Annotated in this window: 12 protein-coding genes; 11 read left to right on the top strand and 1 reads right to left on the bottom strand. The window is 61.5% G+C overall.

Features of this window, described 5'->3' with window-relative positions; translation table 11 throughout:
• Positions 1–38: 38 nt before the first annotated feature.
• The gene (locus CXR43_RS17130) at positions 39–1,001 is read left to right on the top strand and encodes a substrate-binding domain-containing protein (protein ID WP_103336362.1); all 963 of its coding nucleotides are present in this window, start codon (positions 39–41) and stop codon (positions 999–1,001) included.
• 60 nt (positions 1,002–1,061) lie between these two features.
• A complete protein-coding gene (locus CXR43_RS17125; protein WP_103336359.1) occupies positions 1,062–1,649 on the top strand; it encodes a DJ-1/PfpI family protein in 588 nt (195 codons plus the stop codon).
• Positions 1,650–1,835: 186 nt separating this feature from the next.
• Here CXR43_RS17125 and CXR43_RS17120 read toward each other — a convergent pair whose 3' ends face one another.
• Positions 1,836–2,597 (bottom strand): DeoR/GlpR family DNA-binding transcription regulator, encoded by a 762-nt coding sequence (locus CXR43_RS17120; protein ID WP_103336356.1) that lies wholly within the window; start codon positions 2,595–2,597, stop codon positions 1,836–1,838.
• 289 nt (positions 2,598–2,886) lie between these two features.
• Here CXR43_RS17120 and glpD point away from each other — a divergent pair, with 289 nt between their 5' ends.
• From glpD to CXR43_RS17075, 9 genes are all read left to right on the top strand, one after another.
• Entirely contained in the window at positions 2,887–4,449 is a 1,563-nt protein-coding gene (gene glpD / locus CXR43_RS17115) for a glycerol-3-phosphate dehydrogenase (RefSeq protein WP_103336387.1), read from the top strand.
• A 10-nt stretch (positions 4,450–4,459) separates the two neighbouring features.
• Positions 4,460–5,560 carry an ABC transporter ATP-binding protein gene (locus tag CXR43_RS17110; protein ID WP_103336353.1) on the top strand — a complete coding sequence of 367 codons (1,101 nt, stop codon included), beginning with the start codon at positions 4,460–4,462 and terminating at the stop codon, positions 5,558–5,560.
• Between the two features lies 1 nt (position 5,561).
• Complete coding sequence (locus tag CXR43_RS17105) at positions 5,562–6,638, top strand: ABC transporter ATP-binding protein (RefSeq protein ID WP_103336350.1); 1,077 nt, start codon at positions 5,562–5,564, stop codon at positions 6,636–6,638.
• A complete protein-coding gene (locus CXR43_RS17100; protein WP_103336347.1) occupies positions 6,638–7,510 on the top strand; it encodes a carbohydrate ABC transporter permease in 873 nt (290 codons plus the stop codon). Before CXR43_RS17105 ends, CXR43_RS17100 begins: the two co-directional genes overlap by 1 nt.
• On the top strand, positions 7,510–8,313 hold the full coding sequence (locus CXR43_RS17095; protein WP_103336345.1) for a carbohydrate ABC transporter permease: 804 nt from the start codon (positions 7,510–7,512) through the stop codon (positions 8,311–8,313). The genes CXR43_RS17100 and CXR43_RS17095 overlap by 1 nt, the downstream gene beginning before the upstream one ends.
• A complete protein-coding gene (locus CXR43_RS17090; RefSeq protein WP_168219879.1) occupies positions 8,313–8,735 on the top strand; it encodes a DUF2160 domain-containing protein in 423 nt (140 codons plus the stop codon). Before CXR43_RS17095 ends, CXR43_RS17090 begins: the two co-directional genes overlap by 1 nt.
• Positions 8,736–8,817: 82 nt before the next feature.
• Positions 8,818–10,539 carry an ABC transporter substrate-binding protein gene (locus tag CXR43_RS17085; RefSeq protein ID WP_103336342.1) on the top strand — a complete coding sequence of 574 codons (1,722 nt, stop codon included), beginning with the start codon at positions 8,818–8,820 and terminating at the stop codon, positions 10,537–10,539.
• A gap of 114 nt (positions 10,540–10,653) precedes the next feature.
• Positions 10,654–12,138 carry a glycerol kinase GlpK gene (gene glpK, locus CXR43_RS17080; protein ID WP_103336340.1) on the top strand — a complete coding sequence of 495 codons (1,485 nt, stop codon included), beginning with the start codon at positions 10,654–10,656 and terminating at the stop codon, positions 12,136–12,138.
• Entirely contained in the window at positions 12,135–13,262 is a 1,128-nt protein-coding gene (locus CXR43_RS17075) for an iron-containing alcohol dehydrogenase (protein WP_103336338.1), read from the top strand. The genes glpK and CXR43_RS17075 overlap by 4 nt, the downstream gene beginning before the upstream one ends.
• The last annotated feature ends 138 nt before the right edge of the window (positions 13,263–13,400 follow it).

The following is a 13,400-nucleotide window of genomic DNA, read 5'->3' as shown; positions in this document are numbered from 1 at the left end:
CCGGGAGGGGCGGAGTCTTCAAAGGGAGGAACAAGACAATGACGTTCATCAACAGACGGGCGCTTGGCCTGCTTGCAGCGGGAAGCATTGCCGCGCTCATGGCAAGCACAGCCATGGCGCAGGAAAAGCGGGTTATCGCGGTGTCAATTCCAGCCGCAACCCATGGCTGGACCGGCGGCGTGGTCTACCACGCCGAACAGGCCGAAAAGGAAATCGAGGCTGCGTTCCCGAATATCGACGTGATCGTGAAAACCTCGCCCTCCGCTACCGCGCAGGTGTCGGCGCTGGAAGATCTGGCCGCAGCGCAAACGCTCGACGCGCTGGTTATCCTGCCCTTCACCTCGGAAGAGCTGACCGGTCCCGTGGAACAGGTCAAGGCCAACGGCACCTTCATCGCCGTGGTCGACCGTGGTCTGACCGACCCGTCGATCCAGGATCTGTATGTCGCAGGTGACAACATTGCCGTTGGGGCCAATACCGCAAAATGGATGGCGGAACAGCTGGGCAACGAAGGCAAGGTCGTGGTGCTGCGCGGCATCCCGACCGTGATCGACGACGAGCGGATCCAGGGCTTCACCGATGTGATGAAAGACACCAACATCGAGATTCTGGACATCCAGTATGCCAACTGGAACCAGGACGAAGCCTTTACCCTGATGCAGGACTATCTGGCCAAGTACCCGCAGATCGATGCGGTTTGGGCCAATGATGACGATATGCTTCTGGGCGTGCTCGAAGCCGTCAAGCAGTCAGGCCGCAGCGAGATCAAGTACGCGCTTGGCGGCAATGGCATGAAAGACGTGGTCAAGATGGTTATGGATGAAAATCCGATGACCCCGATTTCAACCCCCTATCCGCCGTCGATGATCAAGACCGCGATCTACATGGTTGCTGGCCAGTTCACCGGACAGGCCCCGATGCGCGGCAGCTTCAAGCTGGATGCCCCGCTGATCACGCCTGAAAATGCGGATCAGTTCTACTTCCCCGATTCCCCGTTCTGATCCTGCCGGGGTGCCTGTTGCAGGGCACCCCGGATTGCCCGCGAAAAGGAGATACCGACGATGCCCGGCAAGAAAATCCTCATGCTTTGTGGTGAATTTACCGAAGAGTATGAAATCTTTGTCTTCCAACAGGGGATGGAGGCTGTAGGCCACACTGTCCACGTCATTTGCCCCGACAAGAAGAAGGGCGAGATGATCCAGACCTCGCTGCATGATTTCGAAGGTCATCAGACCTATATCGAACGCTTTGGCCACCTTGCCGAAATCAACAAGACCTTTTCCGAAGTGGTGCCGGACGAGTATGACGCCGTCTACTGCGCAGGGGGACGGGGGCCAGAATACATCCGCACCGACAAGCGGATCCAAGCCATGGTGCGGCATTTTCATGAGGCCAAAAAGCCGATCTTTACCATCTGCCACGGGGTCCAGATTCTGATTGCGGTTGATGGCGTGGTCCGGGGCAAGAAGGTTGCTGCCTTGGGGGCCTGCGAGCCGGAGGTAACTTTGGCGGGCGGCACCTATATCGACGTCAAGCCGCATGAGGCCTATGTCGACGGAACCATGGTGTCCGCCAAGGGCTGGACCGGATTGGCGGCCTTCATGCGCGAATGTCTGAAGGTGCTGGGCACCCAGATCACGCACAGCTGACACAGCGGCTGCGCGCTGTGACAAAGGCAGACTGGCAAGCACTTCTTTCGCAGAGTGATCTTGCAGCCTGACATGGCGCGCGGCGACCTTTCTGGCGGATCTGTGTCGTGATCAGGTCTGGCAGGGTCCTGTCGCCCATTGGGCCATCCGTGCAGCAGGGTGATCCCGTACCGGCCCGCGCTGCCCTTATGCTGCCACCACCACCCGTGTGCCCCACCCCTCGCAAGCGCTTGTCAGCCCGTCTGGCAGGGGCTGGTCGGTGAACACGGCATCCAGTTCCGACAGGCTTGCAATCCGCGCTGGGGCAGACCTCCCGAGTTTGCTGTGATCGGTGACCAGAAAGGCCTGCCGCGCCTGTTGCAGAATGGCGCGGCTGACCCTCACTTCGGCGAGATCGAAATCCAGCAAATCGCCGTCCCTGTCGAGGGCCGAGGTGCCGATGATCGCGAAATCCACCTTGAACTGCTCGATGAATTGCGTGGTCAGCTCGCCCACCAAGCCGCCGTCACTGCGCCGCAATGCCCCGCCCGCCACCATGATCTCGCAGCCCGGGTTGGCAACCAGCACGTTGGCCACATTCATGTTATTCGTCACAACCGTAATGTTGCGATGATGCACAAGTTCCCGGGCGACCGCTTCGGTTGTGGTGCCAAGGTTCAGGATCATTGACGAATTGTCGGGGATCATCGCCGCACAGGCGCGCGCGATTGCGGTCTTGGCCGCCTCATTCATCTTGCGACGCGCCTCATAGCCGATATTGGCAACGCCGGTGCGCGGCACCGCCCCGCCATGCACCCGGTCCAGATGCCCGGCTTCCGCCAGTTCGGTCAGATCGCGGCGGATGGTTTGCAGCGTCACGTCAAAGCGTTGCGCCAGATCTTCCACCGCCACCCGGCCATCCTGTCGGGCAATGTCAAGAATGCTGCTCTGTCGAAAATTCAATGCCACGCCTGCGCCCTTTCGATCCTTTCTTTTGCCACAGGTCGGCGGGAATTGTCACCGTCTAAACCTTGCTGCAGTTGCATTCGTTTTTGCGCGTTTGCAGCATAGTTCTAAAGGTCCGGTCAGATTGGCACTTCGTTTTCCGCGCAGATGTTCGTATTTACGCATATCGCGCATAAACGAAGAAACATGTTGACGCATGACAGATCCGTGAGGCAGGGTTGCCGCACGGAGGGGCAACTCTTCCAAGGAGGAAGACAGCGTGAATAGCGTGACAGACACCCGGCAGCCCGAGATGGCCGACCTCTTCATCATCGGCGGTGGCATCAACGGCTGCGGCATTGCGCGTGATGCTGCGGGCCGTGGCCTATCTGTCATTCTGGCCGAGCAGGGCGATCTGGCACAGGCGACCTCTTCCTCCTCGACAAAGCTGTTTCATGGCGGCTTGCGGTATCTGGAGTATTTTGAATTCCGTCTGGTGCGCGAAGCGCTGGAAGAGCGCGAAATCCTGCTGACGGCCATGCCCCATATTTCCTGGCCGATGCGCTTTGTCCTGCCTTGGCACAGCGACATGCGGTTCGATACCGACACCCCGACAAGCCGCCTGTTGGGTGTGGTGATGCCATGGATGAAAGGCCGCCGCCCAGCCTGGCTGATCCGTCTGGGGCTGTTTTTGTATGACACGCTGGGCGGGCGCAAGATCCTGCCCGCCACGCGTACGCTGGATCTCAAGGCCGATCCGGCAGGCAAGCCGCTGCAGTCCAAGTTTGCGCATGCCTATGAATATTCCGACTGCTGGATCGAGGATTCGCGCCTCGTGGTCCTGAATGCGCGTGACGCGCAGGCGCGTGGTGCGCGCATCATGGTACAAACCCCTGTGATCAGCGCCACCCGCGCGGGAGATCATTGGGAGGTTGTCACCAACGGTCCAGATGGCCCCATCACCCACCGTGCCCGCGCGCTGGTCAACGCTGGCGGGCCATGGGTCGAAGACATTATCCGCAACATCGCCCGCATCAACTCGACCGAAGGTGTCCGGCTGGTGCGCGGCAGCCATATCGTGACCCGCAAGCTCTATGATCATGACCGTTGCTATTTCTTTCAGGGCACCGATGGCCGCATCATCTTTGCGATCCCGTATGAGGGCGATTTCACCCTGATCGGCACCACGGATCAGGACCATCAGGGTGCCCCGAAAGATGCCGTCTGCACGGATGAAGAACGCGATTACCTGCTGGACTTCGCGTCGAAATACTTCGCCAAGCCTGTCACGCGCGATGATGTGGTCTGGACCTATTCCGGTGTTCGCCCCCTGTACAATGACGGGGCGAAATCGGCCACGGCCGCGACCCGCGATTATGTGCTCAGCCTTGATGAGAACGGGGCCCCGCTGTTGAACGTGTTCGGGGGCAAGATTACCACCTACCGCCGTCTCGCCGAATCCGCATTGGAAAAGCTGCAGCCGTTCTTCCCTGGTGCCAAAGGCAAATGGACAGCGCGTCAGGCCCTGCCCGGCGGTGATTTTCCGGTCGATGGCGTCGCCAGCCTGACAGCGGCCCTGAAGGCTGCCCATCCTTACCTGACCGATACTCACGCCGCGCGCCTGATCCGCGCCTATGGCACAGAGGCCACAACGCTGCTGGGGCAGGCCCGGTCGCTGGCCGATCTGGGCCGCGACTTCGGCGCGACCCTGACCGAGGCGGAAGTCAACTGGCTGATGGATCGTGAATATGCCCGCCACGCCGCCGATGTGGTCTGGCGGCGCAGCAAGCTTGGCCTGCGCCTGACGCCGCCGCAGATTGCGGCGATCGACGATTACATGACCACCCGCTGGGCTGCCAGCCCGGCGGCGGAATAAGGGAACCCCGATGGCTCTGGAATTGCAAAACGTGTCACGGTCGGTCGAAGGGCGGGTGCACATCCACCCGACGACCCTGACGCTGCAAAAGGGCACGATGAACGTGCTTCTGGGACCGACGCTGGCGGGAAAAACCAGTCTGATGCGGCTGATGGCGGGTCTTGATGCGCCGACCACGGGGCGGATCCTGTGGGATGGCGCGGATGTCACCGGCATGCGCGTGCAGGACCGCAAGGTGGCAATGGTCTATCAGCAGTTCATCAACTATCCCGGCATGACGGTTTACGAAAACATTGCCTCGCCGCTGCGCCTGATGGGTCGCGATGCCGCCGCAATCGACAAGGCTGTGCGTGACACTGCCGAGATGATGCGCCTGACGCCGATGCTGCAACGCAAACCTCTGGAACTTTCGGGCGGCCAGCAACAGCGCTGCGCCTTGGCACGCGCTCTGGTCAAGGGGGCCGGTCTGGTCCTGCTGGACGAGCCACTGGCCAATCTTGATTACAAGCTGCGCGAAGAACTGCGGATCGAAATTCCCCGCATTTTTGAAGCCTCGGGCGCGATCTTTGTCTATGCGACGACCGAACCCGAAGAGGCCCTGCTTTTGGGCGGCAACACCGCCGCCCTGCACGAAGGCCGCGTGACCCAGTTCGGCCCCACCCCGCAGGTCTATCGCCAGCCCGCCGACATGACGACGGCGCGCGTGTTCTCGGACCCGCCGATGAATTTCCTGCTCTGCGTGAAGACCTTTGCCCAGCTTGCCTTGGGGGAGGTGACAACTCCGGCCACCGGTGCCTTCGCTGCGCTGCCGGATGGGACCTACACCGCAGGGTTTCGCGCCAACCATCTGTCCTTGCACCAGACGTCGCCCGAGGCACTGCCGTTCCGCTGCACACTGACGGTGACCGAAATCACCGGATCGGAGACGTTCCTGCATCTGCACCACGGGGCAGACAAGTGGGTTGGTCTTGTGCATGGCGTGCAGGACCTGGTCGACGGGTCCGAGGTGACGCTGTGGCTCGATCCGGCGCATGTCTATCTGTTCGACGCGCAGGGCCGCCTTGCCGCTGCCGCCGCCTATGCGCAGCCAGACCTGAAGGGGGCCGCGTGACATGGCACAGATCACACTGAAAAATCTGGCGCACAGCTACTACCCGAACCCGACCAAGGACCAGGATTTCGCGCTCAAGGAAATGGACCACGTCTGGCAGGATGGCGGGGCCTATGCGCTGTTGGGATCTTCTGGCTGCGGCAAGACCACGCTGTTGAACATCATCTCGGGTCTGCTGCGCCCATCGCAGGGCCGTGTGCTGTTTGGTAACCGTGACGTGACCGACGCCGCCACCTCCGAGCGCAACATCGCGCAGGTGTTCCAGTTTCCGGTGGTCTACGACACGATGACCGTGCGCGACAACCTTGCCTTTCCCCTGCGCAACCGCGGGATGGACCCGAAATACATTGCCGAGCGGGTGCAAGCCATCGCCCAGATGATCGGCATGGAGGATCGTCTGTCGCGCAAGGCGCAGGGGCTGACGGCGGATGCCAAGCAGAAGATCAGCCTCGGCCGCGGCATGGTGCGCGAGGATGTGAATGCCATCCTGTTCGACGAACCGCTGACCGTCATTGACCCCCATATGAAATGGGAACTTCGCACCCAGCTGAAAAAGCTGCACCGCGATTTCGGCCATACCATGATCTACGTCACCCATGACCAGACCGAAGCCTTGACCTTCGCCGACAAGGTCGTGGTGATGTATGATGGCCGTGTGGTCCAGATGGGCACTCCGGAAGAGCTGTTCGAAACCCCGCAACACACCTTTGTCGGGTATTTCATCGGGTCTCCGGGCATGAACCTGCTCGATGCGCAGATCGACGGCAGCCGCGCGCATGTCTATGGGCAATCCGTCGCTCTGGGCGCCACCTATGCGCCGCTGTCTGGCCGCACGCAGATCGGCATCCGCCCGGAACATGCGAAGCTGACCGCAGGTGATGGCCTGCCGGTCTCGATCCGGCGGGTCGAGGATGTGGGCCGCCACCGCCTGATCCGGGCCGAGGTCATGGGCCAGCCCTTCAGCATCGTTGCCCCCGAAGGCAAGGAAATCGGTGCAGATCTGACCCATGTGGCCTTCGTGCCGCAGAAGATAAACGTCTACGCCGACGACTGGCGCGTGCAGGGGGGGGCTCTGTGATGATCAAGACCCAGAACAACAAGGCGTGGTTCCTCGTGCTGCCGGTGCTGGTGGTGGTGGCGTTTTCCGCCGTACTGCCGCTGATGACGGTGGTGAACTACGCCATGAACGACACTTTCGGCAACAACCAGTTCTTCTGGGTCGGGCTGGAATGGTTCGAGGAAATGGTCACCTCGTCGCGCCTGCATGATGCGCTTGGCCGCCAGATCCTGTTTTCCGCCATCATCCTGGCAATCGAGGTGCCGCTTGGCATCTACATTGCGCTGAACATGCCGAAATCGGGCTTTTGGGCCTCATTCTGCCTTGTGCTGATGTCTCTGCCCTTGCTGATCCCGTTCAACGTGGTCGGGACGATCTGGCAGATCTTTGGCCGCGTGGACATCGGTCTGCTGGGCCACACGCTCGCCGGGCTCGGTATCGACTATAATTATACCAACGACCCGTTTGATGCCTGGATGACCGTGATCGTGATGGATGTCTGGCACTGGACCTCTCTGGTGGCGCTGCTGGCCTATGCGGGACTGCAATCGATTCCGCAGGCCTATTATCAGGCCGCCAAGATTGATCAGGCCAGCCGTTGGGCAGTGTTTCGCTACATCGAACTGCCCAAGATGCAGGGCGTCCTGCTGATTGCCATCCTGTTGCGCTTCATGGACAGTTTCATGATCTACACCGAGCCCTTTGTGGTCACCGGTGGCGGGCCGGGCAATTCGACGACATTCCTGTCGATTGATCTGGTCAAGATGGCCATTGGCCAGTTCGACCTTGGCCCTGCGGCGGCGTTCAGCCTGATGTATTTCCTTGTGATCCTTCTGGTGTCCTGGGTGTTCTTCACCGTGATGACCAACCTTGACCGGCAGGAGGGCAAGTGATGCGCGTGAAATCCTCTGCTCTGGTAATGGGTCTGTATCTTCTGTTCCTGTTGCTGCCGATCTACTGGCTGGTGAACATGAGCCTGAAGACCAACACCGAAATCCTGTCCAGCTTTACCCTGTTTCCGCAGGATCTGACCTTTCGCAACTATGTGGTCATCCTGACCGATCCCAGCTGGTATATGGGGTATGTCAACTCGATCATCTACGTGACGATGAACGTGGTGATCAGCCTTGCCGTGGCGCTGCCTGCTGCTTACGCCTTTTCGCGCTACAGTTTCATGGGCGATAAGCATCTGTTTTTCTGGCTGCTGACCAACCGCATGGCCCCACCAGCTGTCTTCGCGCTGCCGTTCTTTCAGCTCTACTCCTCGGTCGGACTGTTCGACACCCATATCGCGGTGGCCCTTGCGCATTGCCTGTTCAACGTGCCGCTTGCGGTCTGGATTTTGGAAGGTTTCATGCGCGGCGTGCCGAAGGAAATTGATGAGACCGCCTATATCGACGGCTATTCCTTCCCGAAGTTCTTCGTGAAGATCTTCATGCCACTGATCGCATCCGGCATCGGTGTCGCCGCCTTCTTCTGCTTCATGTTCTCCTGGGTGGAACTGCTGCTGTCGCGCACGCTCACCTCGGTGAATGCCAAACCCATCGCGGCCACCATGACCCGCACGGTCTCGGCCTCGGGCATGGATTGGGGCGTGCTGGCCGCTGCCGGGGTGCTGACCATCGTGCCGGGTGCCCTGGTGATCTACTTTGTCCGCAACTACATCGCCAAGGGCTTTGCCCTGGGAAGGGTGTGATGACCACAACCGACACCACTGCAAAGCGTGCCAACTGGCCCTTGATCAGCCTTGCCGCCGCTGCTGTGATGGCTGGCAGCCTGGCAGCCCTGCTGCTGACCGCCCCCCAGAAAGATGGGGCCATCGACTGGTTTGCGCCAATGACTCCGGGCGGCTGGATGGCCTGGACCCTGCCGGTCGCGCTGTTCTTCTGGACCATCGCCTGCCTGTTGGTGACCTTCACCCTGCTGGCGATCCGTTTTCCCGAAACCCCGCGCGTCGGCGTCCTGCGGATCGAAACCACCCGCGGCGACCGGCTGTTTATTTCGCTTCTCGGCTCGGCCTTCATCAACCTTGGCTGGCTGTTCTTCTTCGGTGCCCCGCTTTGGGGTGCCCTCATCCTCTGCCTTGTCTATGCCGCCGTGGTGTTCCGCTGGGTTTAGACAGGACGGCCACGACCGGGCGCGGCACCAAGAACCGCTCCGGCCCAATACCTGTAGTCCAACACTTCTGGGAGGAAATGAAATGAGACTTCGTCACGCAACCACGGCCATGGCGCTTGCGCTGATGGCCACAGGGTCGGCCCCGGCATGGGCCGACATGGACGCCGCCCGCGCATTCCTTGATGCCGAAATCGGGGAACTGTCGACGCTGACCCGCGAAGAGCAGGAAGCCGAGATGCAGTGGTTCATCGATGCCGCGGCCCCGTTTGCCGGCATGGATATCAAGGTGGTGTCGGAAACCATTACCACGCATGAATACGAGGCCAAGGTTCTGGCCCCGGCCTTTACCGCGATCACCGGCATCAAGATCACCCATGATCTGATCGGCGAAGGCGATGTGGTCGAGAAGCTGCAGACGCAGATGCAGTCGGGCGAAAACATCTATGACGCCTATATCAACGACTCTGACCTGATCGGCACGCATTGGCGCTATCAGCAGGTCCGCATCCTGGATGACTGGATGGCGGGCGAGGGCGCGGCTGTCACCAACCCCAACCTTGATATTGCCGATTTCATCGGAACGTCGTTCACCACCGCGCCGGATGGCAAGCTGTATCAGCTGCCCACCCAGCAATTCGCCAACCTCTACTGGTTCCGCTATGACTGGTTCAACGACGAAAAGACCAAGGCAGATTTCCAGGCCGCCTATGGCTATGAACTGGGCGTCCCGCTGAACTGGTCCGCCTATGAAGACATCGCAGAGTTCTTCACCGGCCGCGACATGACCTATGCCGGCGGTCCGGCCTCGGCCTGGGGCAACATGGACTATGGCAAGAAAGACCCGTCACTCGGCTGGCGCTACACCGATGCGTGGATGTCGATGGCCGGTATGGGTGATGTGGGCGAACCCAATGGCCTGCCCGTCGATGAATGGGGCATCCGGGTCGATGAAAACTCGCGGCCTGTCGGCTCTTGCGTTGCACGTGGCGGTGCCACCAACGATGCGGCAGCAGTCTATGCGGTGACCAAGGCCATTGACTGGCTGCAGAAATACACCCCACCAGAGGCGCAAGGCATGACCTTCGGCGAGGCTGGTCCGGTTCCGGCACAGGGCCAGATCGCGCAGCAGATGTTCTGGTACACCGCCTTCACCGCCGACATGGTGAAAGAGGGTCTGCCGGTCATGAACGAGGACGGCACCCCGAAATGGCGGATGGCCCCCAGCCCGCACGGCGCCTATTGGAAAGAAGGCACCAAGGTCGGCTATCAGGATGCGGGGTCCTGGACGCTGATGAAGTCGACGCCGGTCGATCGCGCGCAGGCTGCCTGGCTTTACGCGCAATTCGTGGTGTCCAAGACCGTGGACGTGAAGAAATCCCATGTCGGCCTGACCTTCATCCGCGAGTCGACCATCGACCACGAAAGCTTTACCGAGCGCGCGCCGAAACTGGGCGGTCTGGTGGAGTTCTACCGTTCTCCCGCCCGCGTCCAGTGGTCGCCTACCGGCACCAACGTGCCGGATTATCCCAAGCTGGCGCAGCTGTGGTGGCAGAACATCGGCGACGCCATGTCCGGAGCCAAGACCCCGCAAGAAGCCCTTGATGCCCTGTGCGAAGAGCAGGAACGCGTGATGGAGCGGATCGAACGTGCGGGCGTGCAAGGCGATATCGGCCCGCTGCTGAACGAACCTCAGGACGCTCAAATCTGGCTCGACGCGCCCGGTGCACCGGTCGCCAAGCTGGAAAACGAAAAGCCACAGGGCGAAACCATCAGCTATGACGAGCTGATCAAATCCTGGAACTGATCTGACACTGAAAGGGGCAGGGCCGCCGCCTTGCCCCTTTCATCTGCTCCTAAATATCCCCGCTTCCGGCGGGGATATCTAAGACCAGATGACTGCCACACTGAAAGCAATGACATGACACATATCCTCGCCATCGATCAGGGCACCACCTCCAGCCGCGCAATTCTGTTCGATGAGCGGCTGCAGGTGGTGGCTTCGGCGCAGGAAGAGTTTGCACAGCATTATCCGCGCCCCGGCTGGGTCGAACATGACCCGACTGACCTGTGGTCCAGCGTGGCCGCGACCGCGCGTGCGGCGATGGAAAAGGCCGGGGTCAAGGCCGGGCGCATTGCTGCCATCGGCATCACCAACCAGCGCGAGACCACCCTGATCTGGGACCGCGCGACCGGTCAACCCATCCATAATGCCATCGTCTGGCAAGACCGGCGTACGGCAGACACCTGCGCGGCGCTGAAGGCCGCGGGGCACGAGCCGATGATCTCGGCCCGCACAGGCCTTCTGCTCGATCCGTATTTTTCGGCAACCAAGGTCAAATGGTTGCTTGACCATGTAGACGGGGCCCGCGCCCGGGCCGAGGCCGGGGAACTGGCTTTTGGCACCGTAGACAGTTGGCTGATCTGGAATTTGACCGGCGGCCGGGTCCACGCCACCGATGCCACAAATGCCGCGCGCACCATGCTCTACAACATCGCAACCGGTGCCTGGGATGCGGAAATCTGCGGATTGATGGATATTCCGATGTCCCTGCTGCCGGATGTGCGTGATTGTGCCGCCGATTTCGGCACCGCCCGCGCTGATCTGTTCGGACGCGAGATTCCCATTCTTGGCGTTGCAGGTGATCAGCAAGCTGCCACTGTGGGACAGGCCTGCTTTGCGCCCGGCATGATGAAATCCACCTATGGCACCGGCTGTTTTGCCCTTCTGAACACCGGGCCGGATCTGGTCCCCTCGACCAACCGGCTGCTGACCACCATTGCCTATCAGTTGAACGGCAAGCCCACCTATGCGCTGGAAGGCTCGATCTTCATCGCCGGGGCGGTTGTGCAATGGCTGCGCGACGGGCTTAAGATCATCCGCCACGCGTCAGAAACCCAGAGCCTTGCCGAAGCGGCCGAAGAGGCGCAGGGGGTCGTTCTTGTGCCTGCCTTCACGGGGCTTGGTGCGCCCTATTGGCGGCCCGACTGCCGCGGCGCGGTTTTTGGCCTGTCCCGTAACTCCGGCCCGGCCGAATTGGCCCGTGCGGCCCTTGAGTCGGTGGGCTACCAGACCCGAGACCTGCTGGACGCGATGCGCGCCGACTGGGGAGCCGCCGCAGACGGGGTCTTGCGCGTCGACGGCGGGATGAGCGCCAGCGACTGGGCCATGCAGTTTCTGTCCGACATCCTTGGCGCACCGGTCGACCGTCCGAAGGTGACAGAGACCACCGCGTTGGGGGCCGCTTATCTGGCGGGATTCAAGGCCGGGACCTACGGCAGCCCCGAGGAGTTCGCCAAGAGCTGGGCGCTTGACCGGCGGTTCCAGCCGCAGATGGACGCCGATACGCGGACTGCGAAATATGCCCGCTGGGGCAGGGCGGTGCAGGCAACGATGTCGATATGACCTTTTCCATCCTTCAGCCGGCGCAGATCTTGTTTGGCCGAGGACAAGCTGCCCGGGCGGCAGATCTGGCCCGGACTTTCGGCCCGCGCGGACTGGTGGTCCATGGGGCAAGCCCCGTACGGGCAGCCCCTGTGCTTGCCGCACTTGGCCCGGACACCTTGGCCTTAGCCTGTGCAAGCGAGCCGACGCTTGCAATGCTGGAGACGGCGACCCAGACCGCCCGTCTGCACCGGCCAGACTGGGTGCTTGCGATGGGTGGGGGGGCGGCGCTGGATCTGGGGAAAGCATTGGCGGCAATGATCCCGGCTCCCGGCCCCGCCCTTGACCATCTGGAAGGTGTCGGCAAAGGCTTGCCTCTTGCTGCAGCACCGCTCCCATTTATCGCTGTGCCCACCACCGCGGGCACCGGTGCAGAGGTAACCAAGAATGCGGTCATCGGTCTGCCCGAACATGGTCGGAAGGTCAGCCTGCGCGACGACCGCATGATTGCCAGGATCGCGATCATTGATCCGGCGCTCACCGACCACTGTCCATGGCCTGTCACCCTTGCCTCTGGCCTCGATGCCGTGACCCAGTTGATCGAGCCCTATGTCTCTCACAAGGCAACGCCCTATACCGATGCCATCGCCTTTCCCGCCATCGAGCCTGCCTTGCGGGCATTGGTCCGGCTGCAGGACGGAGAAAACGATGGGGCCCGTGATGCCCTTGCCTGGGCCTCCCTTTGCGGCGGGCTGGCGCTTGCGAATGCCGGGTTGGGTCTTGTGCACGGCTTTGCGGGTGTGATCGGCGGCAGGACCGGAGCCGCCCATGGCGCAATCTGCGGGGCGCTGCTGGGGCCGGTTCTTTCAATGAACCGCGCCTTGGCAGTCGGGCAGGCGCGCGAAAAACTCGATCGCGTCTGCGCGATAGTGGCAAAGGTCTTTGGCGGGACCGATGACCAAGCCCCCGCCGCTCTGGCCAATTGGGCCCATGCGGCCGGACTTGCACGACTTTCTGACCTCGGGGTCACGAAAAATGACCACGCCGCCGTGGCGACAGCATCGCAATCGGCATCCTCAACCAAAGGCAATCCGGTTCAAGTCCCGCATGTGGATTTGTGTTCCATCCTTGAGCGAGCCGGGTAGCTGCGCAAATCCTTGGCCCGCGTGGCGCGAGTGAAGCTGGGGCGCATTCGCCACGGTCGGCAAAAACTGCGCGATGGCAGGGCAGGCCTCTCTGCGCGGCAGTCCTGGGTGCTGGTCTTATCTGTCGGGTCTGGGTTT

The organism is Pseudotabrizicola formosa (genome assembly GCF_002900965.1).
Classification (GTDB): domain Bacteria; phylum Pseudomonadota; class Alphaproteobacteria; order Rhodobacterales; family Rhodobacteraceae; genus Pseudotabrizicola; species Pseudotabrizicola formosa.
Note: the sequence above shows the minus strand (reverse complement) of the source record. Positions and strands in the feature narration are given on the sequence as shown.